Source organism: Aeribacillus sp. SP014 (genome assembly GCF_054055575.1).
In genome coordinates this window covers 2,064,969-2,090,194 of the sequence record NZ_JBSRXI010000001.1, presented here as the reverse complement: position 1 = coordinate 2,090,194, position 25,226 = coordinate 2,064,969, and the positions used below count along the sequence as shown (strand labels likewise).

Below are 25,226 nucleotides of genomic sequence, written 5' to 3'. Positions count from 1 at the left end.
CTGCCCTTATTTGGGCGATGATTGGTTACAAAGTAAAGCCTGCTCCTTAATCTTTCGGATCGCATCATTGAATCCGTCGGGGGTGCCGCTGGATCCTGCGAGACGGTCCACCTTCACCTCGTCGATGCGCTTCCCGACGACGACCGCCGGGACCGCGTCGGCGAAGCGGCGCTGCAGGTCGAGGGAGGTCGGGTTCGTCGCATGAGGGGTCACTTTGACGGCGGTGATGACGTCGTCGACCAAAGTTACAGTCACGGTGATGGATGAGGGCAGGCTCCCGTATTGGCCGGTCGCCGTATATTCGCCGTCTTCGTAGGTGCAGTCTTTACTTGTTGCCGATCTTGAACAGTTGACGCTGCCATTCAAGGTGATCGTCGGGCGCTCGGCAGCCATATCCGTCGTCCCGGATGAAGTCATGACCGTGGATACGGAGACTGCTGCCACCGTGACGATAAAACTCTTGCTCAAGGGAATCATACTCTTATCCTCTCCTTTCCTTGCGAGTTGATCACTTACGTGAAGAGCTCGCCGTCGAAGCTCTGCGAGATTTCGGCACGGCCGTCGGCAAACATCCGCACGTACGAGAACCGGAAGAACTTCGCTAGATGATGCCCGCTTGTGAAAAAGAGTGCCGTCGCCAGTCCATCGGCGGTCGCGGTCTCGTCGGCGACAACCCACGTCGCGACCACATCGCGTACAGGGATGCCCGTTCGGGCATCAAGTACGTGGTGCAGCCCGTCACCCCAGGCGCGTCTGTTGACCGCAGATGCGCACAAGGCCCGGTTTTTCAGGTTAGCTGCGCCTACCACCAGACTGGGGTCGAACGGGTGCTCAAGCCCGACCCGAAGGACGGAATCCCCCGAATGGCGGAGGTCGCCGCTGCCGTCGACAACGAACTCGGTGAATCCGCCCTCGCGGAGGATCTCGGAGACGATGTCCACGAGATACCCCTTCCCCGCCGCTCCGACATCGATCACAAGCGGGCGCCGTGTCACAATTAACGTGCCGTCCCGGAGAATATCCTTCGACCAGGTCACTCTCTCCCGAGCGTGTGCCTCGGCTCGGACAAACTCCGACGCGGACGTGAGCGAATACGTTCGGTCGTAGCCGAGAAGTTCGAGGTCACGGCCAACGAGCGGGTCTACGGCACGTGCGGTAGCGATGTGTAGCCGATCATAGAGATCGAAAAGAGCGACCGAGTCGTCCGGGAAGACGAAGCGGCCACCGTTAGAGGCGGCAGCAACTCGGGAAACGAGGGAGTCCTGACGGAACCGCGAGTACGTGGCGTCGAATTGTTCGATTCGTTCGAGAATGCGCTGCTTCAACTGAAAGTCTAACGGCTCGCGGGTCTCGATCTCCCATCGGGTTCCGATGGCTTCGAACGTGAAGACGAACCTGCCGTTCCCGTCATCCGCTCCGTGAGCCGAATTGTACCTGATGTTCGTGGATAACTTTTTCTCCATGCTCTTGCTAACGAACGAGCAAGGCCGACTTCCTAATTTACGTTTTTGCATTATTTATCTTCCTTTGTTGACATCTGTTGACATCCAATTTACCGCTCTTGACGCGTAGGACGAATGATCATCTCGTTAATCGCGACGTCAGATGGTTGTTCAATTGCAAAGGCAATGGCACGAGCAATACTGTCGGCATAGATCGCACCTTTATAAATTTCATCAATGCTAGGTTTTAGGTCCGGATCTGTGACTGAATTTATTAATTCCGTAGCAACCGCCCCCGGCGAAATGATCGTTGAACGTATGTTGTTGCCGAGCTCTTCTTTACGTAGACCTTCAGAAATTGCGCGCACAGCAAACTTCGTTGCGGCATAGACAGTACTTCCAGCCCCGACAACGTGTCCAGCGACTGAAGAAACATTAATAATGTGCCCTTCTTTTCTTTCTCTCATAGAAGGAAGGACAGCCGCAATGCCATACAGTACGCCTTTGATGTTGACGTCAATCATCCGATTCCAATCATCCACTTTTTTCTTATAAAGGAACGAATGTGGCATGATTCCGGCATTGTTTATTAACACATCAATTTTTCCAAACTCTTTTAGAGCATACGCAGCCAGTTCTTCCATTTGTTCATACGAAGTGACATCGGTCACTTTATAAATAGCTTGCCCCCCACTGTTTTTGATTTCTTCTTGTAGTTTCTTCAATCGGTCCTCACGGCGAGCTGCAAGCACTAATTTCGCACCTCTCGAAGCGAGTTCCTTTGCAGTCGCTTCTCCAATCCCGCTAGAAGCACCCGTTATAATGACCACTTTATCTTGAATATTAGACATAACAACACGATCCTTTCTAACACATATTGAATGAGAAATGAGTGACTTTCCCGTATCCAACTTCCTATACATAATAAACATCATCAATAAATTAATATACATCATTATAAACAACCTCATGGTGCCCGCAATGGTTAGGTGAATACGGTTTGTCCATTAGTGAACAAATGGCCGATAATTGATCATAAATTTTAGTGTATCCATGAAAGTACACAATAGTTTAGCGTGCCTTATTGTAAACTTATTCACATCCAAGTTTGTTTACGCCCAAGCTTCAACGAACTTCTGGGGATGATAGCCGATAAAGCGTCAACTGAACATCAGGTTTGTTTAGAAATCCATTAAGTGCAAAACATTATTCAAATTTAAAACTCCATTTCAAGAATTGGATAAAAGGACAAGCCAAGTCAGCATCCCCCCTTCTCCGCATTTCAGTTTGTTGTGTGGTATAAAAGCACTAAATATCAAGTTTACGGTTACAAAGCCATTTCACGATTTCAGGATCGTTATGGGAAAAGAACAAGCTTTTTTTCGTATCTAACGCTGCAATGCTCTCCATATCCTCTTGACTTAATTCAAAGTCAAAGATATGAAAGTTTTCAATGATCCGTTCTTTATGAACAGACTTTGGAATGGCCACAATTCCTCTTTGTGTCAACCAACGCAAAATGACTTGAGCAACGGATTTACGATGCTTCTCAGCGATGGATACTAAAACTTCATTTTGGAAAATGTTATTTCTCCCTTCGGCAAAAGGCGCCCAAGACTCGATCTGTACATTGTGCTCTTTCATAAATTGGGCACTCTCGACCTGTTGGCAGAAAGGATGCGTTTCAATTTGATTGACGGCAGGAGTGACTTCATGATGGATGATCAAGTCGATCAGACGATCCATCTGGAAGTTGCTCACTCCAATGGCCCTAATTTTCCCCTCACGGTACAATTCCTCCATCGCACGCCAGGAGCCATAAACATCGCCAAAAGGCTGATGAATCAAATACAAATCCAAATAATCAAGTTGCAATCTTTCCAATGACCTTGCAAATGCTTTTTTTGTGCTCTCGTAGCCGACATCTTGAATCCATAGCTTTGTGGTCACAAATATGTCTTCTCTTGGGATTCCACTCCGTTTAATGGCTCGACCAACCGCTTCCTCATTTTGATAAGCGGCAGCGGTATCAATCAAACGATAACCCGTCATAAGGGCGTCATACACGCATTGTTCACATTCGTTTGGATCGATCTGATAGACACCGAAACCAAGAATTGGCATCTCAACTCCGTTGTTCAAAATGACCTTTTCCACGTAAAATCTCCTCCTGTTTTTATAAATCAATATTCCTTTATTAAAGCAGAAATATGGTATACGAAGATTGGATGGTTCTGTCTTTTTTACATCATCTATTGTGTTCATTGTTGGACAGTTGAGAATGACCAAGCACGACCGAAGGAAACGACTGCAATGATGGCAGCGATCGCGACGGAGACGGCACTGATCCAAGTAATCGCCATGATTGACAAGCCTCCTACGGTGATCCCCCCGATGCCAGCACCTGTGGCAAACCCGAGCTGTACAAAGGAACTGTTCAGACTGAGCACGATCCCAGAGGCTTCCGGCGCAAGCGAGATCAGGTTAAAGTTTTGGGTCGGCCCGAACGTCCAACAAGCGAGTTCCCAAATCATGAGCAACAGGATGGCGACGATAGTCCATCCGGAGCCAACTGACAGTAACACCAAAGCAAAAGCTTGAACGACCATGGATATGATAAGAGTGCGGAAGGTGCCGATCCGATCCGCTAAGAAGCCGCCAAATCTCGAACCGATCACGCTCGCGATCCCCATAGCAAAGAGAATGACACTGATTTTCCGTTTCATCTCTGGCATGACGGTAGCTAAATAGGAGGTGATATACGTATCGACAATCGAAAAACCAATAAACACAAAGAACGTGACTCCAAGAGCAGCCGCGATCCGCGGATTCTTCACAAAAGCAAGTGGCTTACCCAGAGGGACGGACGTTTCACCTTCCATGTCTGGAATCGTCCTTGCGACGGCGAAGATGGCCAGCAGACTGAAGATGCCGATAACCCAGAAGATCGTCTTCCAATCATATGTCTCTGCGAGAACGCGCCCAATAGGGACACCGAATACGAGAGAGGAGCCGAAGCCCATTGCGACATTAGACATCGCTCCGCCCTGACGTCCGGGAGGAGCCAACTTCGCGGCAACGGCATAGGCGGTAACGACAAAGACGCCCGTTCCGATCCCTAGTACAACACGGGAAGCCATCAGAAAGCCGAACCCCGGGAGAAGGAGTGTCAAAACGATGCCCAGTAAAATAATAGAAAGAGCCAGCAACAATTGACTGCGCTGATTCATCTTGGCCATCGCCACCATGACAATGGGCGTGCCGATCGCGTTCCCGAGCGCAAATACGGTAATAAGCTGTCCCGCTGTCGCTACCGCTACGCCGACGGAAGCAGCGATTTTATCTAGCATACCTACGATCCCGAACTGTGAAGTGCCCACAAAGAAGCTGATCAGGGTCAACATGTAAATCTTCCAAGCGTTATTCATAGTATCCGATCCCCTCCTTTCACTTTGAAATTTTTTAGCGATCATAAAAGAGTGAAAAACCTTACGCATGTTTATTATGCAACAAATGAAAAAACGAACGGTATCATGATCGTCTCAAATGATTGCCTAATCCTCTCACAGCCACTTACGCAACAGACGAATATGCATTAAAATGGAACTAGCAAGAATAAAGAAGCAAGGAGGATTTTATGTCTGAACAAATTTATAAACAGCAAGATGAGCTCGCCAAGCTGATTGAACGTCACACAGGCCAAGACGGTATTCACACGACCGTTATTCCGTCTTTATTTTTCTCTCGTCATTCTACTGTTACAGGACCAAATCACGGTGTTCATAATCCTTCCTTATGCATTGTCGTTCAAGGTGAGAAGCAGGTATGGCTGGCACAGGAGCACTTTACGTACGGTCCCGCCGATTACCTTGTTGCATCCGTTGACTTGCCCGTTATCGCCCAAATCACGAAAGCCACTTACGATGTTCCGTATTTGGCTTTAAAACTTGAATTTAGACCGGGTCAAATTTTAGAGCTTTTAAGTGATTCTGAAATTCAAGTTGGCCTGAAAGAAAATACGAAGCGAGCTATGTTTGTCAGCCCTATGGAGTTATGTATGTTGGATGCGGTAATCAGACTGGTTTGTTTGCTAGACAACCCGAAAGATATCCCTGTGCTTGCTCCTATTTACACGAAGGAAATACTCTATAGGGTTCTGCAAGGACAACATGGGGGAATACTGAAACAAATGGCCATAGAAGGGAGCTATACCTATCGAATCAGAGACGTGATCGAATATATCAAAAATCACTATAATCAGTCTTTTAAAGTTGAGGAGCTTGCGGAAATCGCAAATATGAGTGTTTCTTCACTTCATCGGCACTTTAAAGAGGTAACGGCTATGAGCCCGATTCAGTTCCAAAAACAACTAAGGCTGCAGGAAGCGCGACGCCTGCTATTAACCGAGTCAACAGATGCCGCTGATGTCGCATTCCGAGTCGGCTATGAAAGTCCATCGCAATTCAGCCGTGAATATTCCCGCATGTTCGGTTTTCCACCTAAAGAAGATATCAAGCGCCTGAGGGAGGAATATGACCAAAGGGCCAACGCATGACTCCTTGCTCAACGGGGGATTAAACTGCGTATTCATATGGTCATTTTCTAGTTTCTCAAGGGAAACAGAATAAGTCGAGAGTTAATGAGGCTGCCCCAAAAGGTCGTAAAGCGACTTTTTGAGTCCAGCCTCCTCTCACCATTCATTAGGACCAACTATTTTCGTGATACATCCAAGTCGGTATTTCAAAGTTTTACATAATTATAAGGTAGACATGTCAATAACGAATCGATAACGTACATCACTGCGGAGGACGCGCTCATACGCTTCGTCTACTTGGTCAGCACCGATCACCTCAATTTTAGGGGCAATGCCGTGTTGAGCGGCAAAATCGAGCATCAATTGTACTTCAACTAACAGGTGCGTTGAAGAAGACAATAAAAGTATGACCATTCATTCATAAGACAAATCGAATTGGAATCCTTTAAAAGCCCATAAAGTTGTAATCACAAAACTCGTAAAGACAAGAGGTAATACCTTGAATGGAGTAGTTTCATAGCTTAATCAAGACTATCCCGAATCGATCCCGTACGCCAAAAGAAGCGAAACAAGCAATTCTGTTAATTATTGTCATTCCCTTTTTCCTAAAAAATAAAGGTTAATAATTAGGTTTAATATCATTAAGCATATACACCAAATCTCTTCTTTCTAGCGATCTCATCAAATAATTGAACCCTTCTTTTGCATTCTTCAATGATTTCTGAACTAAATCCCCATTTTTCACCATAAACAACAATAAAATCTTCTATTGTAATCAAATTAGGATGTTTACTAATTGCATCATAAAAAGCACTTAATGAATCAGGACTGGTAACCATTTTAGAACACACACGCAACAGTTCTTCATCTTTTACATTCACAGCTTTAATGAATCTGTTAGGTGGATATCTCTTCTTCTTTGTTATTTTTAATCACCTCATTAATTGCTCCTCTTAAGTTATGGACTATTGGTAACTTTTTCATCGATCTCACCTTTCTTCAAAATGAAGTAGGTTTATATACCACGTATTTGGTAAATTAATACTGCGAATATGATCGCAATAATAGGTCCAAAAAACATTCTTGTCAACATCGCGAGAGGTGCGCTATCGTTATCCATGATAATTGTCGTACTTCGCTTCCTTGTATTCATTATATCTATCGCCTCCCACACAAATTTGGTAGAAATTCCCTTGATTAAAAGACATTGTTTACTGATTATTAACATTTTTATGGTTACATTCTTCTACTGTTTTTTTATTGGTACATCGGCTAAACGTAAACTTGAAATCAATTTTACGGTTGCTATCTGTTCTTCCGAATAAAGACGGTAACCATTTTCGCTTCTTATTGGATGCAGTAAATTCTCTGACTCATAATATCTTAAAGCACTTTTTAAAATACCGGTCCTTTTGGAAAAAGTTTGTATCGTTTGAACTCATCTCAATCACGTCCTTTATAATCAAAGTTACACCTTAAAGTAACTTTAAGGTCAAGAACAAAATAAAAAAGACTTGTCCTCAAGGCAAGTCTTATAATTTAAGTTGATCGAACAGTAATGAAGCCCGCTTATTTCAAAATCTTAAATCCGAATTTTTCAAAAATTTGAAACGAATCTTCTGTCTGTAGGTACTGATAGAAATCGTGAGCCTCTTTTTTATGCTTTGTGTCCTTAATGATGCCAACTGGATAAATAATAGGATCATGCATATTTGCGTCTGCAATGTCGACAATTTTTACCTTATCAGATATTTGGGCATCAGTTTTGAATACAATTCCTGCGTCCACTGTATTTGCTTCTACATATGATAATACTTGGCGCACATCCTTTGTGTATACGACTTTCTCTTTTACTTTTGGCCAAAGATTTAGCTTGGTCAGAGTTTGCTGCCCGTATTGACCTGCTGGAGTAGTTTCAGGATTTCCTAATGCAAATTGCTTAATACCGCTGTCTGCCAAAGACTGAAATCCTTTTACTGTGTCTGCTTTATCTTTCGGAACGATTAAAACGATTTCATTTCCTAGCAAGTTTTTGCTCTCTTCTTTGTTAATCAATCCTTTGTCTACGAGTGGACGAAACTTATTTTCAGCAGCCGAGAAAAATAGGTCTACCGGCGCTCCTTGTTCGATTTGCTGTTGCAATGCACCAGAACTTCCAAAGTTAAATGTAATTTTTATATTTTCATGTTCTTTTTCATACTTTTTCTGAATTTCCGTTAAGGCATCTTGTAAGCTTGCGGCTGCTGAGATGGTTAATTGTACTGTCTGTTTATCCTCTGTCTTCTTTGATTCCTGTTTTTCTCCCTCGTTTGTACAACCAAAAATAAAAAAGATTGAAGCACACAAAAACATGATCATGATCATGCGAATAGAATGCTTCATGCTTTCTCTCCCCCTTCTACTTTTAATCTAATATAAAACTTATTATAATTTCTTATAACTATTTTGTATAGTATATAATTAATTTATATAAAATATAATTATATAGAATAGTAAAGTGTCTCCGTTCACGGATAGAAAAAACACATTTGTTCAGTGCAATGAAAAAAACCATAAGGTGCTTTTTTAATCGGCCTTGCCAATAACGCCTTTTCAATAAATGCTTTTATCAGCTTTTACTTTATCTACGTTTTCGATTCTTTTTTCAAACCATCCAATCTTAGATGTTTCTATTGCATCAAACATCGGAACGTAAGGCTTTATATCGAGTAGAGGTGTTTCGTTCAATACATCGACATCTAGGACATGGATATGATTCCCCTCAATACTTTTCAATCGAACGACTGAAAAGCCGATTGGGTTCGGTCTTTTCGGGAATCTTGTTGCAAAAATACCATGGGGTTGATCATCTAAGAAAGAAACTACCTGCAATGAATATTCATGAACCTTATGAAAATAATAAATAAGAATAAGATGTGAAAAGCCGTCCAGATCTTTCATCCCTTCTACATACAATGGGTTAAGCTCTATTGTTCCTTCTACATTTTTCGCCGCCGCCGATTGAATCGGCATTCCTTCCAAGGTGTTAAAAGGGGTTAGAATTTTTCCTATCGCTTTAAAATGAATGTTCATCTTTACAACATCCTATTTTCTTTTATTTATAATTAATTATATTTAATTATAAATAAATATAATAGAAAAAGATATACTTATGTTTCTCTTTTTGGTTTTTCATTTCCAGTGCTCACGAATCAAGAAAACCAGATATTCCAGTGCCAAAAAGTGATAAAACAAAGCCAGAGGTTTTTAAGAGAACCCCTGGCTTTTAGCTGGATCCATTTCAGCTTTCATAAACGACTTGTCCGGTTTGTGACAAATCATAGCCTCCTAGTGCTTTTAAATCGTTTTGAAAGTGAACCGATCTTAAAATTTGCAGGACTTGACTAATTAACTCTCTATTTTCATCGTTCTTTAAAATAACCAAATCGTACTTTTCATTAACTAACGGAATGAAATCGACATCTTTAACTAGGTTAGCCCCTCTTTCAATTCCTACCCCGACATCTGCATCCCCTTTAGCGACAGCACTTGCGACACTTACGTGATTGGTTACCTCATTGTCATAGCCGTTAATTTCAGAAACAGGTATGCGATACTTTCTCAAACATTCATCTAGTAAAACACGAGCACCCGCACCTTTTTCCCGGTTCACAATTTTTATATTTTTTCTTCTTAAATCTTCCCAATGCTTAATATTCAACGGGTTTCCCTTTTTGACGTAAAAGCCTGCCTTCCTTGTTAGTAAATGAATCACGATATACTGAAAATTCACTAGTATCTTATTGATATACGGAACATTATATTCACCTGAAATTCCTTCGATTAAGTGTGTACTGACAATGTCTGAATATCCTTGATACATTGAAATTAGGCTTTCTAAGCTTCCAACATAAGAACGAAGTGGCCGAAACCTTTTCGAGGATTTTTCTAAGTAGTTCGCCAAAATATCTAAGCTCATATCCTGGCCGCTTATAATTAATTGTCTAGGTTGCAAATACCCTTGAGTTTCAATCGATGTTTCTTTTTTTGATGACTGTACGGAGCTTGGCTGCAGTTCTTCTTTTGACTTTTTTATATACTCTTCTAGATCGGAAGGATCAATTCGCATTTGTCGTCCGACACGATAAGCAGGTAATAACCCTTTTTTCACTAAATCATATACGGTTAATTTTGAAACCTTTAATATGTTTGCCACTTCCTCGGTTGTATAAGAAAGATTTTTTTCCATACCTACTTGCTCCTTCATAAAAAAATTCGTTATAAGTAATTAAATGTAATTTGATATATTGTATTGATAACTTCTGTATCAATGATTTATATTTAAATATAAATAAAATTAATTATTTTCTTAACAAGAAGATGGCTATGTAGTTTATATCTAATCTTGATTATATCATGTTTTGTTTCGCTCTTTTTCAATGGAAATGACTCAACTTCTTGTTTTACCATTTCCTTTACTCCAAAGTTCAAAATAATTATAACCATTTATAACGAAAAATGATGAAACTTTATGAAAAGGTGAACGACAAATATGAATTACTCGCCGCTTATACTCTCTTTAAAAACGGCAACAATCGCTACGTTTATCGTATTTGTTACTGGGGTTGTGTTGGCACGATTGATTAGTCGTAACTCCTTTCGAGGGAAAAGTATTATAGAAGCGATTATTTTGCTGCCACTCGTGCTTCCGCCTACAGTTGTAGGCTTTGGTTTATTATATATATTTGGTAAAAACGGATTTATTGGTCGATTACTGCTCGATTGGTTTGATTTCCAAATTGTTTTCACTTGGTATGCTGTTGTGATCGCAGCAGTCGTCGTGTCTTTTCCTTTAATGTATCAAAGTGCATCTGCAGCGTTTCGGCAGTATGATCCAAATATTGAAAATGCTGCATATACAATGGGGGCATCGAAATGGAGAGTGTTTTGGACGATATCTTTTCCACTGGCATGGCCAGGACTGTTAGCTGGCTTAGTTTTATCCTTTGCACGAGCGTTAGGAGAGTTTGGTGCCACTCTCATGCTCGCCGGCTATATTCCGAATGTCACCGACACTATTCCTCTAGCCATTTATTTTGCGGTGGAGTCAGGTAATTTGGAAGCGGCAAAATTTTGGGTGATCATTATCGTTGCCCTCGGCTTTAGCGCTATTTTATGGCTAAATTGGTGGAGCAAAAGGAATATGATGAGACATGTACAAAAATAGTAAGTTCAAATTGTCGCTTACTTAAAGGAGTTTTTTCTTATGCTTATCGTTGAAATCCAAAAAAGACTATCCCATTTTGAATTAGATGTAAAATTTTCAGTGGCCAATGAGATTGTTGTCCTTTTTGGCCCCTCCGGCTCCGGAAAAACGACAATCTTAAATTGTATTGCTGGGATAAGCAAACCTGCTGCTGGCATCATCCGATTAAACGACACCATTTTATTTGAAAATAAGAAAGTATTTGTTCCTATTCAAAAAAGAAACATCGGCTATGTATTTCAAGATTATGCGCTTTTTCCCCATATGACTGTTTGGAAAAACATTGCTTATGGCATGCAAAATGAAAGCTTTGTCAAAAATTTAATGAAAGAGCTGCGAATTGAACACCTTAGAGATAAATATCCGTCTGAAATTTCAGGCGGCGAAAAACAACGGGTCGCCATTGCACGAGCCATTGCAACCGAGCCGGATGCCTTGCTTTTAGATGAACCTTTTTCTGCATTAGATAATCAAACACGTGTAAAAGGTCATGAAGAGCTATTACGTATCCATAAGCTTTGGCGCATTCCCATTATATTAGTCACCCATCATCTTGAGGAAGCAAAAAAATTGGGGAATCGAATTTTATATTTACACGAAGGAAAAATTTGTGACAGTTATTCAGAGTTAATTGACAGCCTTACTCTTTAAGCTAACATCAATTATAGCAAATTATGAGGAAAAAGGGGGTTTATAGCATTCCCCTTTTTCAGATTTTGTGTTTACTTCCTTAAAAACAGTAAATTAAATTTATTTTTTTATATTGTTCATTTAGCACATAGTTCTATTTTTACTGGATACGTCTCTCGCTTGAAACAGCATAATTCTTTTGTCGTGAAATTTATAAAATTTTCCCTTATGATGCTTTTTGATAAAATCTATTAATTTTTAATGCAAAAGGATCAATGACGGACAGTTGAACAAAGAATTCTGGGGACAGATTACAGCGCTCGTCTCATTCATTTGTCGCCGGCAGTGGTTGCATTGGACTCGGCTTATGATGCATTAGAATTAAGCTCAGACGTTTCCGGAAAAGACTGGCTTTCAGGTTGAGAGCTTGGCACAGGGGAAAAATTATTCTGCAGCGCCCTCGACCCATTGGATATCGTCACTGGCGTTAGTTCGTTTTCTAAATTCAGCAGCGCGGCCCGGTTACGCCCTCTTCGAGAAGCAATGGATCCAAAGCTATTTAAGCTGGATTGAATCAAAAATCACAACATGCCTGCGACATGGTTGTCCGTAGGCGTATCTTCCCTCATCAAATGCGACAAGACAAAGCAAGTGATCAACAATTTAACGGAGGTATGAAAGCGAAATGCCTATGGATATAAGAATTTTACCCGTTTTCGTTCAAAAATACTATGAATCCACAAGTTTAAAAGAATTGAGGGACATATAGGCTAGCACTACCTTTTCTTTTAGAAAGGGAGGTACCCCCTTTCCAGAAGAAAAGGCCACCAAGCGAAGCGCGGCAGCCTGAACCCCAATATTTGACAAAGAACCTTTTTTATTACACCGGATATACTCCATGCTTTCTTTCCGAAAAGACGATATATTTCGACATATAGGCATCAAAGCGACAAATCAATTCTTCGCGAAGCTGGTTTGGAGCGATAATTCCATCTATCACCATCTCTGAGGCTAAACGATAAATATCAATATCGCGGCGATACTCCTCCCGTTTTTGTTCAATAAAGGCTGCCTGTTCTTCTTTAGGAAGCTCAGCAATTTTATTGGCATAGACTGCATTAACCGCTGCTTCTGGTCCCATCACAGCAATTTGTGCATTAGGAAACGCTAAGTAGCAATCCGGTTCAAAGGCCGGGCCAGCCATCGCATAAAGACCTGCCCCATACGCTTTTCGCACGATAATAGAAATTTTCGGAACCGTTGCTTCTGACATCGCTGAAATCATTTTCGCTCCATGGCGGATAATTCCTGCCCTTTCCACTTTTGTGCCGATCATAAATCCTGGAATATCGGCTAAAAATAAAAGCGGAATATGGAAGGCATCACATAAAGTAATAAATTTGGCTGCTTTATCAGCCGAATCATGGAATAGGACACCGCCTTTGATGCGCGGCTGGTTAGCGAGTATACCGATTGGCTGTCCATTCAAGCGAGCAAGTCCTGTAATCAATTCAGGTGCAAACAGCTTTTTGATTTCGCAAAAAGAGCCTTCATCAATAAAACGCTCGATCAAGTCATACATATTAAACGGCGCATTTTGATTCAGGGGTAAAATGTCCTCAATCGTTTTTTCAAAGCTCTTCGCTGGCTTTGCTTCGACAATCGGCGGTTTTTCAGCGAAATTGGCTGGAAAATAAGATAAGTACTTGCGGGCAAACTGAATGGCTTCTTCTTCTGTTTTCACAAGTACATCTCCACATCCAGAGACGCTGCAATGCATTCGCGCTCCACCCATCTCTTCAAGCGTCACTTTTTCGCCAATCACCATCTCCGCCATTCGCGGCGATCCTAAATACATCGAAGCGTTTCCTTCGACCATAATGACGATATCGCAAAAAGCTGGAATATAAGCACCGCCGGCCGCCGATGGTCCAAATAATAAGCATATTTGCGGCACTTTTCCAGAAAGCTTTACTTGATTGTAAAAAATGCGCCCTGCCCCGCGGCGACCAGGAAACATTTCGACTTGATCCGTAATCCGCGCCCCAGCCGAGTCTACTAAATAAAGCATCGGGCACCGAAGCTTTTCTGCGGTTTCTTGGATACGAATGATTTTTTCTACGGTTCGTGATCCCCACGATCCCGCCTTTACCGTTGAATCATTGGCCATTACACATACGGTTTGCCCGTTGATTTTTCCGATCCCTGTTACCACGCCATCAGCTGGCAGACCGTCAGCAAGACAATTGGCAAATAAAGCATCCTCAAATTGCATTCCCTCATCAAATAACAGCTTTAGACGATCTCGTACGAATAGCTTGCCTTTCTCCGCATTTTTTTGATGGTACTTTAATGCGCCGCCTTGTTCAATTTTTTCGACTTGTTCCGCCAATTTCTCGGTCAATGTTTTTGCTTGCTCGTTGATCACTTGCACTTCCTCCTTTACTCTCCTTTATAAACAGGCTTCCGCCTTTCTTTAAAGGCTTGCAGCCCTTCTAAACGATCCTTCGTTGGAATTGTCATCTCATAAGCCATCTGCTCCAGCTTCAAACCTGTATATAAATCGACTTCCAGACCTCGATTAATGGCTATTTTAGCTTGGGCAACAGCAATCGGCGCATTTTGAATTATTTGTCCGGCAAGTTCGTTTGCCTTTTCCATTAACTGCTCATACGGCACAACATATTCTACTATTCCGATGCTGGCTGCTTCCGCTGCCGTTAGCCGTTTAGCCGTAAAAATGAGCTCCTTTGCTTTGCCTTTTCCGATTAAACGCGGGAGACGCTGAGTTCCGCCAGCACCTGGAATAATCCCAAGCGCCGTTTCGGTTAATCCAAGCTGAGCATTATCAGAGGCAATACGGATATCGCAAGCTAACGCCAATTCGAGGCCTCCGCCAAATGCAACGCCATTAATCGCGCAAATAGTTGGTGCTGGAAGCTGTTCAAATTCATTGATCGTCTCGCGAATCAGCGCAACGGTTTTTCTCACTTCTGTTTCAGTCATACTGGCACGTTCTTTTAAGTCAGCACCAGCACAAAATGCTTTTTTTCCACTTCCTGTTACGATCACACAACGGATCGAGCGATCAAACCTTAATTGCCCAAGCTTTTGCTTCAGCTCCATTAACAGCGCTGTAGACAAAGCGTTGACTGCTTGCGGGCGATGCAAAGTTAGCACTGCCACTCCATTCGCCGCCTCATAGAGAATAGAAGATTCCATTTAATCACTCTCCTTTATTAGGACAAACAAGGATCAACGGTTTGCAAATAATGGCTATTGAGCGCTCGACCGATTTTATTTTGAATAAATAGCGCTGCCTCCGTTAACCGCCCAGCATCAATGCCTGTAGCAATATCCATGCCATGAAGCATATATAATAAATCATCAGTCGCTACGTTTCCGGAAGCTCCCGGTGCATACGGACAGCCGCCCAGTCCACCAAGCGAGCTGTCAAAAGTCGTAATCCCCATTTCTAATGAAAGCAGCACATTGGCTAAGGCTGTTCCCCTTGTATCGTGAAAATGCATGGATAGCTTTTCTTTCGGGAATCTCTTTAGAAGCGAGTTGAGCACAGCTTCCACTTGGCGAGGGGTAGCAACACCGATCGTATCACCTAAAGAAAGCTCATCCACTCCCATTTCAAACAACCGCTCTGATATAGCAGCTACCTGCTCAATGGAAACTTCCCCCTCATAAGGGCAACCAAAAACCGTTGAAAGATAGCCGCGAACAGTTTTCTTAGCACGCTTTGCCTCCTGAACAACAGCTGTTAAGACAGGATAGGTATCTGAGATTGATTTATTAATATTTTTTTGATTATGCGTCTCGCTTGCAGACATAAATACAGAGATTTCATCAACTTGAGTCGTCAAAGCATTTTCAAGCCCTTTTTGATTCGGAACAAGCGCTGCATAAGTAACACCAGGAGCTCGTTCAATTCCTGCTGCAACATCTAGCGCATCGGCTAGCTGCGGAATCCATTTTGGATGAACAAATGATGTTATTTCAATGTACGTCAACCCTGTTTTGGAAAGCTGATTGATCCAAGCAATTTTATCTTCAGTCGCAATGGCTGTCTTTTCATTTTGCAGCCCATCACGAGGCCCTACCTCTTTAATCGTAACGTGTTTAGGCCAGTTGCCCACGCGCCTCACCTCTTATTCAAATTCAAGCAAAATATCGCCTTCATTGACAAAATCGCCTTCCTTCACATGAATTTCTTTAACGATTCCGCTTGCTTCTGCAGCAATAGGAATTTCCATTTTCATTGATTCTAAAATCACGACATCTTGCCCTTTCTCAATGTTTTCTCCGACAGAAACAACAATTTTCCATACATTCCCTGCCATTATTGCAACAATCTGATTCATCTTTTTACTCCTCCATTTCCTGAACTTGCAGATTGAAGGTCTTCCACTCTCTAATCAAGAAAAGTGGAAGACTTGATCAACATCTTATTTTTTGATAGAAACGCTGCTTAAATGCCGATTTACAAAATCGGTTGTTGTATGTCCCGCTTGAAATTCTGGGTGTGCCAACACTTCTTTTAGCATTGGAATGTTTGTTTTAATTCCTTCAATTTGATAGCTGCCAAGCGCTTGCAGCATGCGATTAATCGCTTCCTTTCGGTTTTCGCCTTTTACAATTAATTTAGCAATCATTGGATCATAAAACGGCGTTACGACCATTCCGCTTTGAACTGCTGTTTCATTGCGAATATGCTCTCCCTCCGGTAATTGAAGCGCAGTAATGGTTCCGGGGGATGGAAAAAATGTTTTTGGATCCTCTGCGTAAATCCGCACCTCGATGGCATGCCCTTGACGCTGGATGTGATCTTGGCTATAGCCGAGCTTTTCCCCGGCAGCGATGCGCAGCTGCTCTTCAACAAGATCCAGACCGGTGATCTCCTCAGTTACTGGATGCTCTACCTGAAGACGCGTATTCATTTCAAGAAAGTAGAAGTTTTTCTGTTCATCAACAAGAAATTCAATCGTTCCTGCATTTGTATAACCGATATATTGGGCGGCTTGAATGGCTGTCTCCCCCATTCTTTTTCTTGTTTGCTCATCTAAAAACAGAGAAGGAGCTTCTTCAATCACCTTTTGGTGACGCCGCTGAATCGAACATTCACGTTCCCATAAATACACATAATTCCCGTAGTGGTCAGCAAGAAGCTGAACTTCAATATGGCGCGGATTCTGAATATACTTTTCCAAATACATCGCCCCATCGCCGAAGAAGGAAGTCGCCCGCTTTTGGTTGCCTTCAAACACTTTGTGCAATTCCTCTTCATTATGGACGATTTGCATTCCGATACCGCCATCCGCCGCAAGACGCCTTTAACATAATAGGATAACCGATCGTCGCTGCTGTGCTTGCTGCTTCCTCGACATTTTGAAGCGGAAAGGAGATGCCGGGGACGATCGGCACGCCTGCTTCTGACATTGTTTTCCGCGACTCAATCTTACTTCCCATTTTCGCAATAACATCAGCATTCGGTCCGATAAATACAATTCCTTCCTCTTCACAACGGTGCGCAAATGTCGGGTTTTCCGACAAGAGACCATATCCTGGATGAATCGCTTCCGCTTTCGTCGCTTTTGCAACGTCAATGATTTTGTCAATATTCAAATAACTTTCACTGACATGCGGCTTTCCAATTAAATAAGCTTCGTTTGCCCATTTTACATGGAGCGAATCAGCATCTGCTTCTGAGTATATGGCTACTGTCTGAATTCCTAACCGCCGGCACGTTCGAATGACTCGAGCTGCAATTTCTCCCCGATTGGCCACTAACACTTTTTTAAACATGCAACTCCTCCTATTCATGTGTTGTCTTTGTACTAAGAATTTGTTTAGCCTGCTCGCGCAATTTAAATTTTTGAATTTTTCCGGATGCTGTCATCGGATACGAATCGGTAAATTCAATATAACGGGGGATTTTATGACGCGATATTTTTCCGCGGCAAAATTCTTGAACTTCTTCAGCCGTCGCAGTTTGCCCTGGTTTTAATATAATCCACGCCATTACTTCTTCTCCGTATTTTTCATCAGGTACACCGACCACTTGAACATCTAGAATTTTCGGATGCTGATATAAAAATTCTTCAATTTCCCGTGGATAAATGTTTTCTCCACCGCGGATGATCATATCCTTTAGTCTTCCAGTAATGCGGCAATATCCATTTTCATCCATTATTGCTAAGTCGCCTGTACGGAGCCATCCTTCCTCATCAATCGCTTCTTTCGTCGCTTCCGGATTGTTATAATATCCTTTCATGACATGATACCCTCGCGTACATAGCTCTCCTTGCACACCGTACGGTACTTCCTTGTTTGTGCCTGGTTCGACTATTTTGACTTCAACGTTTGGAAGAGCACGCCCGACTGTCTCGACGCGCAAATGAATAGGATCATCCGTTCTCGTCTGAGTAATGACAGGCGAAGATTCAGTTTGTCCATAAGCAATCGTAATTTCTTTGGCTCCCATTTTTTCGATAACCGCCTTCATTACTTCAATTGGACAATTTGATCCCGCCATAATTCCTGTCCGCAATGAAGACAGATCGTATTTTTCGAAATCAGGATCGTTCAACTCAGCAATAAACATGGTCGGCACACCATGTAAAGCGGTGCATTTTTCGTCTTGAACCGTTTGAAGCACTTGGGTAGCATTGAATTCTTGTATTGGTACGATCGTAGCGCCTACAGAGACGCATGCTAAGACGCCAAGCACGCAGCCAAAGCAGTGAAAAAATGGCACAGGAATACATAAACGATCATCTTTCGTGAGTTTCATGCATTGAGCAATATTGTAGGCGTTGTTGATAATGTTGTAGTGGCTGAGCATAACTCCTTTTGGAAATCCTGTCGTTCCTGAAGTGTATTGCATGTTGATGACATCATGCGGGTCAAGGGAGTTCATTCGTTGATCGAGTTCATCTTCAGCGGTATCTTGAGCCATCGCCAAAAGATCATTCCATGTATATGTGCCAGGGTAACGCTTATCACCAAGAACGATGACATTTTTTAGACGTGGAAGACGCTTCGCCTTCAGCTGTCCTGGCTGACATTCGTACAGCTCCGGGGCAATCTCATAGATCGTGTCAATGTAAGAGGTATCGCGATATTGTTCGATTAAAAGAAGGGTCGTGGAATCTGATTGCTTCAATAAGTATTCTAATTCAGCTGTACGGTAGTTCGTGTTGACCGTCACAAGTACAGCCCCCATTTTGCCTGTAGCAAACTGGCATGCCAGCCATTCAGGAGTGTTGGTTGCCCAAATTGCAATATGCTCTCCTGACTGAATGCCCAGTTTCATTAAGCTTCGAGCAACAAGACGACAATATTCATCAAACTGCCTGTATGTCATTCTAAGTCCGCGATCTGCATACACAACAGCCTCATGCTCTGGATAAGCATTCGCTTTTTCTTCTAATAGTTTGCCAACCGTAACCTCTAACATCTCCGTCATAACATGCGCCTCCTTTGTTTAAATAAATTTTCATCCTCTCCATTTTTTCTGTCCTTTAACATCCAAGCTGACGGGCAATAACGAGCCGCTGAATTTCTGATGTGCCTTCACCAATTTCCATGAGCTTAATATCGCGCAAATGGCGCTCGACCCCATATTCTTTCATATACCCGTATCCTCCATGAATTTGAATTGCCTGATTACATATGCGGAAGCCAGCTTCAGAAGCAAACAGTTTAGCGAAAGAGGCTTCTTTTGTAAACGGTTTCCCTTGATCTTTTAGCCAGGCCGCTTTATACACCATGCTGCGGGCTAATTCGATTTCCATCGCCATATCGGCAAGCTTAAATTGAATCGCTTGGAATTTAGAAATGGATTGACCAAATTGTTTCCGTTCCTTCGCATATTGAAGCGCTTTCTCAAACGCGGCTTGAGCGATGCCAACGGCAAGAGCAGCAATCGAAATGCGACCGCCATCTAGAGTATATAAAAATTGCTTAAATCCCTTTGCCGGATCCCCTAATATGTTCTCTTTCGGCACGCGTACATTTTCAAGCACAAGCTCGCACGTATTCGAGGCACGGACACCCATTTTGTCGTAATTGCATTGAATCGTAAATCCCGGAGCGTTTGTTGGAACAATGAAAGCAGAGATGATGTTTTTATCCTTGTCATCCTTTCCGGTCACTGCGGTGACAATCACTTGTCTTGCATGCCCTGCATTCGTAATCCAGCATTTTTCTCCATTAATCACATATTCATCTCCGTCAAGCACCGCTCTCGTTCGGGTTCCGCCAGCATCTGAACCGGCATTCGGTTCAGTTAACCCAAACGCTCCCAACGCCTCTCCTTTGGCCATCGGAACAAGCCACTTTTGCTTTTGCTCTTCTGTACCAAAATAGTAAATAGGGCTTGCACCTAATGAGACAGCAGCAGCATAGCTAAGACCTGTTCCGCCACAGGCGCGACCAATTTCCTCTACAGCAACAGCATATGAAATCGTATCGCCACCAGCTCCGCCATATTCTTCTGGGAACGGGATTCCCAATAGCCCTAGCTCCCCCATCTTTTTGAATATTTCGATGGAAAAATAGGCTTCTTCATCCCATTTCGCTGCGTTTGGTGCAATTTCCTTCTCAGCAAACTCCCTTACCATTTCTTTAATCATCTGTTGCTCTTTTGTAAGTTCAAAATTCATGCTCTCTCCCCCATTTCTAACATATTATTCTAAAACCGACTAGTCGGTTTGTTTTTCATGAAAAATTTACGTTAACTAAAAATCATTTTTTAAATTTTAAAATGATTGAAGCGAAGCCTGCTTGCTTTTGATGAAATAAATGATATTTTCCGCCTTTTGCTTAGCCTTTTCTGTAAGGACAGAATGCAAAATAAAATCAATAAAATAGTCGGCAATTTGCTCGATTGTCATCGGCCCTTCCGGCTTATACCATTTATACGTCCAGTTCACCATGCCAATAATCGTCATTCCTGTAATTTCCACTGAAAGCTCTGGGCGAAACTCGCCTGCGTCAATTCCTTCGCGAATGACCCGAAAAATCACCTGCTTAAACTCATCACGTTTTTCATTAATTTTTTGTGCATACTCCGGCTTTAAATAATTGCTTTCTTGATAAAACACCGTTATATGCGGCTTATATAAATGAAATACTTTTACAAATGATTGAATAATAGCACATAAACGCTCTGTTGGGGTTTTGTAGTTTTCATAGGCCGCCTGTGCCTTGTTGAGCACATAGGTGATAAACACGTCGTGAATGTGATAAAGAAGTTCATCTTTTGATTTAAAATTATGATAAAAGCCGCCTTTTGATGCGTTGATTTCTGTGACAATCCGATCGACAGTAACCCCATGATAGCCGTATTGTTCAAAAAGATGCAGAGCCGTATCGATAATTCTTTCTTTTAAAGTTTTATTTGCCATAGAAAATCTCCTTCATCAGCTTATATTAACACAATTTTCAGAAAAGTTAAATATTTTATAGCTGTTATCTATAAAATACGTAATAAATGCCCCAAATGTCAATCCTCGTTTAATAAGATTGAGTCAAAATTTTGTGGGTATTTTCTTTTTTTGTACAGAAGAATTTTTTATTCGAAAGCGTTTACTGAACTCCTTAGTTTGCCTGTGCAGTACCGTTTAGGATTTTTTAAATCTAACCATCGCTATCAAGGCATGATACATCGGGCTGCCAGATGAGTGTTGTAGATAAGAGACTGATCAAGAAGACATAGATATTGCTTTGATTTGTTCTCTCTTATAAAACTATCGTTTGATATCTTCGCACAAGAGTTAATAGTTGTTTTTTTTCTTCTTTCCTGACTTAAAAAAATTCCGGAATAGTATGTATTAATCTAAGTTTGCATGTTTGATAAATTCTCATTCCAAATTCATCCATTGGTACAGATACAATGTTCGTGCCGCAGGATCGGAATACATTTGGGTGCAGTTGGATAAATAGGTACTTCTTGAAATCTCCCTGAAGGCAATCGTTCCCCCTCAGACACAATGTTTTTAGGTTAGTTTTTGTCTAATTCTATGTTGTAAAACGGCCTCCTTAAACCGTCTAAAAGAATAGGTTATCCTTTGCTTTGTTTCTCTAACAGTTCAATGATTCTATCCAGCTTCTTATCAATTTGTGCTGAACTTTTGCTCATGACTAATGATTTGACTACAAAGAACACTGCACGTGCAAAAGCAATAAGAAAAGCAAACATGACCAATGGAAAAATGAATGATTCCCAATCACCCATCCTCTTTTTTCTAACTGTATCACAAAGAAACAAAGGGCTGGAATCTTTGGTTGTATCCCGACTCACCATACAGTTAACATAACATTTTTATTAAAAACTTTAACAATAAGTAAATAGCAAATTTATTTTGATTGTTTGCTCTAGAGTGAAAAGCGTCCATTATGCTTCTGTTTGATGTCCTCAAAGAGTTTTCTGTTTTTAATCCTTTTTCTTCTCCTTAAACTTCCATTTTTCCTTTACCTTCTTGTTTAATTATTTTCATTATTTTATTTCAATGTTCATTTAGCACATAGTTCTATTTTTAAAAAATAAGCGTTCACACTATACAATTTCTTATTAAAAAATCACCCGCCTAAAAAGGATTCTTATAAAAAAGAAGCAGGAACGTCTTCCCTGCTTCAGTTTCTTAGCTTCAATTGTTGGTTTTCCATGACATATATATGATCTGCGACACGATCAATAAACATGCGATCATGCGATACGAGGATAACAGTTCCTTCATATCCTTTTAAAAAACGCTCTAACGCTTCAATACAAAAAACATCCAAAAAATTGGTCGGTTCATCTAAAATCAGTATATTGTATCTTCCTAAAAATAGTTGACACAAAACTAGACGGATAGCTTCGCCACCGCTTAAATTGCGGACGTTCTTTTCTAAATCATTTCCTGTAAAATTCATTGCGTGCAGAACTGCACGAATCTTACTTTCATGATAGTCGCTTCGTTCTTTCATAAATGAAACTACTGTTTCGTTCTTTTCAAATTGATAGCCCATTTGTTTATATGATCCGATGACAGCTTTCGGAGAAAGAATAATTCCTTCCCCTTGCTGGATGATATGACGAAGGAGTGTTGTTTTCCCTGAACCATTTTTTCCCGTGATAGCGACCGTGCTCCCTAATGGGAATTGGAAACTGGCTTCTTTAAGCAGAATTTTATTTCCTGCCTTAAGCGTCAATCGATCCGCCATAATGGGAAACTTATTGTGCAGTTTGAGAGCAGCTGGCTGAGGAAAATAAAGGGTTTGTTCCTTTTTTGGCGCCTCTACTGCTTCGAGTTGCTCCGCACGCTGCTCAATCGCTTTTGCTGCACGTTGAATCGCCTTTTGGCTTGTATCCTTTGATTTCGTCATAAACATTTTATTTGCCTTTGCTTTTGTTTCCTTTTTTGACATACGTTTATTTGGCTGAGTAATTTTTTCAGCCTTTTTCATTTTCTCCTCAGCTGCTTTTAAAAGACGCGTTTTTTCTTTCACGTATTTTTCGTACTCTTTAAGCTGTCTATTCCGAGCGAGCTTTTTTTGTTCTGCGTAGTCTGAATAATTCCCCGTATATTCTGTTACACGCCCGTCTTCTACCTCCCAAATTTTTGTAACGAGTTCATCCAGCACATGTCGATCATGGCTTACAAGAACAAGCGCGCCATAGTAATAACTTAGTTCATCAATTAAAAACTGCACACCGTCCTCATCTAAGTGTGTTGTCGGCTCGTCTATTAATAAACCTTCATGATAGGTGGAGAAAATTTCCGCTAATTTCAAACGAGTTTGTTCTCCGCCGCTTAAATTTTTCACTTCTGTTTGCGGGATTGACAACCTTCCTAGCAATTTATAATCGATTTCACGTTTAATCGGTCTTGACAGCTGATCAAAATAAGCAAAATCGGCAAAGCGATGTACTTGACCTTTATCAGGCGTAATTTGGCCTGCCAAAAGCTTCAACAACGTACTCTTTCCCGGCCCCGTTTTTTCCGACAATCCCGATACGATCAAATTGGTGTACGGCCAGTCGAGGAATATTTAATACAAGTTGGCCGGAAAATGAAACTTCAATATTATTTAACTCAATCAATACTTTTTCCATGATTCGCAGCCCCCATTCTTGTTGCAAATGTTTTCTTTACGCCTACTAAAATTTCCAAATCCACCATGATCTCAGCCGAATCCCGATTTATAAACGCATCAATACGCCCTTTATCCGCAGACCATGCTAGCGGGGTCATTTGCACCAAGTGTTTAAGATCAGCTTTATTAAGGTTCTTTGTGTAACATAAATGCTGCACATCCAGTAGATGGAGATGTTTTTTGAAAAGCGACACTGTTTGATCATTTTTATAGAACTTTTTTTCGTTATGATCAAATAGTTCATCTCTCAGCTCTTTCAAATAATGAGGACGAGGAATAACTTTAATGACAAGTCCATCTTCGACTAATATCCTCTTGAATTCTTTGTAATTGGCAGGAGATAAGATATTTAGAATTACATGAAACGATTGATCCGCAAGCGGTGATGTTGCCAAGTCGCCTACCATCCAAATTTGGTTTTCGTATCTCTTCGCAGCCATGGCAATGCCTTCCTTTGAAATATCAAGACCAACCCCAGTCATTGCCGAAACCTTACATTCGTCCAAAATCCTTTGTAAATGGGAGCCCTCTCCGCACCCTACATCTGCAACCATTAAAGGTTTAAAAGAAACGTCCATATACTCCTTTATCGACCTTGCAATCGCTTCATGCACGAATGTGTATAAGTCGCTTTCCATAATGATTTTGCGTCTTGCTTCAAACAATTCCTTCTTGTAATGACTAGTAGAGGAACGAGTCATCAAGTTTACATATCCTTGTTTAGTGAAATCAAAAGTATGATTTTTAGAGCATATTAGGCTTTTCAAATCAACAACCCTCATCGAACTTTTACAGAGTGGACATCTGAATGCCGCTACAAATTCACTAACAAGTTCTGCACTTTTGATTTTTTTGGTCATGTGATCTCTCCCTTTCCAAATAAAAAACACAGGCGATCTGCCTGTGATTCAGAGTAAAGGGAAGAAGACCCATCCTTATTTAAATTACGGGGCTATTTGAAGCCGTCACCAAATAAAGTGAAACTTCCATCAGTGGGCGACATGTGCTAGTGCCGATGAAGAAATGATGACGCTGCGTTTTTAATCGGCCTTCATCCCCACTGATGGTTAGCTAAACCAATCGGGCTTTTACGGGCAGTTATTCCCCACTTAGACTTATTATTTCAGCTTTAGTCTTGAAGCGGGGACTTATTGCCCGTTAAAGCGGGATAAACCTTCCTTTTGCTAAATAAAAGAAGGATAATTATACATATATAAAAAAG

22 protein-coding genes and 3 pseudogenes are annotated in these 25,226 nt (G+C 41.6%); 3 read left to right on the top strand and 22 right to left on the bottom strand.

The features are described 5' to 3' along the window. Positions 1-6: 6 nt before the first annotated feature. From ACVIJU_RS10170 to ACVIJU_RS10150, 5 genes are all read right to left on the bottom strand, one after another. Entirely contained in the window at positions 7-477 is a 471-nt protein-coding gene (locus ACVIJU_RS10170) for an FMN-binding protein (protein ID WP_199757353.1), read from the bottom strand. A gap of 35 nt (positions 478-512) precedes the next feature. Further along, complete coding sequence (locus tag ACVIJU_RS10165; RefSeq protein WP_339230668.1) at positions 513-1,463, bottom strand: FAD:protein FMN transferase; 951 nt, start codon at positions 1,461-1,463, stop codon at positions 513-515. Between the two features lie 89 nt (positions 1,464-1,552). Next, positions 1,553-2,293 carry an SDR family oxidoreductase gene (locus ACVIJU_RS10160; protein WP_144598427.1) on the bottom strand — a complete coding sequence of 247 codons (741 nt, stop codon included), beginning with the start codon at positions 2,291-2,293 and terminating at the stop codon, positions 1,553-1,555. 457 nt (positions 2,294-2,750) lie between these two features. Beyond that, positions 2,751-3,599 (bottom strand): aldo/keto reductase, encoded by an 849-nt coding sequence (locus ACVIJU_RS10155; protein ID WP_339230670.1) that lies wholly within the window; start codon positions 3,597-3,599, stop codon positions 2,751-2,753. Between the two features lie 104 nt (positions 3,600-3,703). Then, the gene (locus ACVIJU_RS10150) at positions 3,704-4,870 is read right to left on the bottom strand and encodes an MFS transporter (protein ID WP_339230672.1); all 1,167 of its coding nucleotides are present in this window, start codon (positions 4,868-4,870) and stop codon (positions 3,704-3,706) included. 209 nt (positions 4,871-5,079) lie between these two features. Here ACVIJU_RS10150 and ACVIJU_RS10145 point away from each other — a divergent pair, with 209 nt between their 5' ends. Further along, positions 5,080-5,997 carry an AraC family transcriptional regulator gene (locus ACVIJU_RS10145; protein ID WP_144598429.1) on the top strand — a complete coding sequence of 306 codons (918 nt, stop codon included), beginning with the start codon at positions 5,080-5,082 and terminating at the stop codon, positions 5,995-5,997. 201 nt (positions 5,998-6,198) lie between these two features. Here the strand turns inward: ACVIJU_RS10145 and ACVIJU_RS10140 are convergent. From ACVIJU_RS10140 to ACVIJU_RS10115, 6 genes and pseudogenes are all read right to left on the bottom strand, one after another. Continuing rightward, positions 6,199-6,348 (bottom strand): annotated as a pseudogene (locus ACVIJU_RS10140) (alcohol dehydrogenase); the annotation flags it as partial. Between the two features lie 269 nt (positions 6,349-6,617). Continuing rightward, a complete protein-coding gene (locus tag ACVIJU_RS10135; RefSeq protein ID WP_339230674.1) occupies positions 6,618-6,857 on the bottom strand; it encodes a hypothetical protein in 240 nt (79 codons plus the stop codon). A 365-nt stretch (positions 6,858-7,222) separates the two neighbouring features. Beyond that, positions 7,223-7,405, bottom strand: a complete 183-nt coding sequence (locus ACVIJU_RS10130; RefSeq protein ID WP_277874812.1) for a MerR family transcriptional regulator — start codon at positions 7,403-7,405, stop codon at positions 7,223-7,225. A 140-nt stretch (positions 7,406-7,545) separates the two neighbouring features. Then, complete coding sequence (gene modA / locus ACVIJU_RS10125) at positions 7,546-8,358, bottom strand: molybdate ABC transporter substrate-binding protein (protein WP_429653293.1); 813 nt, start codon at positions 8,356-8,358, stop codon at positions 7,546-7,548. 210 nt (positions 8,359-8,568) lie between these two features. Then, positions 8,569-9,048 (bottom strand): tRNA (N6-threonylcarbamoyladenosine(37)-N6)-methyltransferase TrmO, encoded by a 480-nt coding sequence (tsaA, locus tag ACVIJU_RS10120; protein WP_456687538.1) that lies wholly within the window; start codon positions 9,046-9,048, stop codon positions 8,569-8,571. 208 nt (positions 9,049-9,256) lie between these two features. After that, the gene (locus ACVIJU_RS10115) at positions 9,257-10,204 is read right to left on the bottom strand and encodes a helix-turn-helix transcriptional regulator (protein ID WP_063389470.1); all 948 of its coding nucleotides are present in this window, start codon (positions 10,202-10,204) and stop codon (positions 9,257-9,259) included. Between the two features lie 303 nt (positions 10,205-10,507). Between ACVIJU_RS10115 and modB the strand changes: the two genes are divergently transcribed. After that, positions 10,508-11,182 (top strand): molybdate ABC transporter permease subunit, encoded by a 675-nt coding sequence (gene modB / locus ACVIJU_RS10110; protein WP_063389471.1) that lies wholly within the window; start codon positions 10,508-10,510, stop codon positions 11,180-11,182. Between the two features lie 39 nt (positions 11,183-11,221). Further along, positions 11,222-11,872 (top strand): ATP-binding cassette domain-containing protein, encoded by a 651-nt coding sequence (locus ACVIJU_RS10105; protein ID WP_456687537.1) that lies wholly within the window; start codon positions 11,222-11,224, stop codon positions 11,870-11,872. Positions 11,873-12,731: 859 nt separating this feature from the next. On the opposite strand, the gene ACVIJU_RS10100 is transcribed toward ACVIJU_RS10105, so the two are convergent. The 11 genes and pseudogenes from ACVIJU_RS10100 to ACVIJU_RS10050 all read right to left on the bottom strand — a co-directional run bounded on the left by ACVIJU_RS10100 (position 12,732) and on the right by ACVIJU_RS10050 (position 24,864). Then, positions 12,732-14,279, bottom strand: coding sequence for an acyl-CoA carboxylase subunit beta (locus ACVIJU_RS10100; RefSeq protein WP_456687536.1), 1,548 nt, complete (start codon positions 14,277-14,279; stop codon positions 12,732-12,734). Positions 14,280-14,293: 14 nt separating this feature from the next. Continuing rightward, positions 14,294-15,073, bottom strand: coding sequence for an enoyl-CoA hydratase (locus ACVIJU_RS10095; protein WP_327857043.1), 780 nt, complete (start codon positions 15,071-15,073; stop codon positions 14,294-14,296). A gap of 17 nt (positions 15,074-15,090) precedes the next feature. Continuing rightward, on the bottom strand, positions 15,091-15,999 hold the full coding sequence (locus tag ACVIJU_RS10090) for a hydroxymethylglutaryl-CoA lyase (RefSeq protein WP_063389475.1): 909 nt from the start codon (positions 15,997-15,999) through the stop codon (positions 15,091-15,093). A gap of 12 nt (positions 16,000-16,011) precedes the next feature. After that, positions 16,012-16,224 (bottom strand): acetyl-CoA carboxylase biotin carboxyl carrier protein subunit, encoded by a 213-nt coding sequence (locus tag ACVIJU_RS10085; protein ID WP_130157294.1) that lies wholly within the window; start codon positions 16,222-16,224, stop codon positions 16,012-16,014. Positions 16,225-16,308: 84 nt separating this feature from the next. Next, positions 16,309-17,665 (bottom strand): annotated as a pseudogene (locus tag ACVIJU_RS10080) (acetyl-CoA carboxylase biotin carboxylase subunit). Positions 17,666-17,675: 10 nt separating this feature from the next. Next, positions 17,676-19,319, bottom strand: coding sequence for an AMP-binding protein (locus ACVIJU_RS10075; protein ID WP_117017491.1), 1,644 nt, complete (start codon positions 19,317-19,319; stop codon positions 17,676-17,678). 64 nt (positions 19,320-19,383) lie between these two features. Then, positions 19,384-20,526 carry an acyl-CoA dehydrogenase gene (locus ACVIJU_RS10070; RefSeq protein WP_063389478.1) on the bottom strand — a complete coding sequence of 381 codons (1,143 nt, stop codon included), beginning with the start codon at positions 20,524-20,526 and terminating at the stop codon, positions 19,384-19,386. A gap of 96 nt (positions 20,527-20,622) precedes the next feature. After that, a complete protein-coding gene (locus tag ACVIJU_RS10065; protein WP_063389479.1) occupies positions 20,623-21,270 on the bottom strand; it encodes a TetR/AcrR family transcriptional regulator in 648 nt (215 codons plus the stop codon). 656 nt (positions 21,271-21,926) lie between these two features. Continuing rightward, entirely contained in the window at positions 21,927-22,100 is a 174-nt protein-coding gene (locus tag ACVIJU_RS10060; protein WP_327848327.1) for a DUF4083 family protein, read from the bottom strand. A gap of 398 nt (positions 22,101-22,498) precedes the next feature. Next, positions 22,499-23,963: pseudogene (locus ACVIJU_RS10055) on the bottom strand (Msr family ABC-F type ribosomal protection protein). Continuing rightward, entirely contained in the window at positions 23,944-24,864 is a 921-nt protein-coding gene (locus ACVIJU_RS10050; RefSeq protein WP_094245818.1) for a putative RNA methyltransferase, read from the bottom strand. The pseudogene ACVIJU_RS10055 and the gene ACVIJU_RS10050 overlap by 20 nt, the downstream one beginning before the upstream one ends. Between the last annotated feature and the right edge of the window lie 362 nt (positions 24,865-25,226).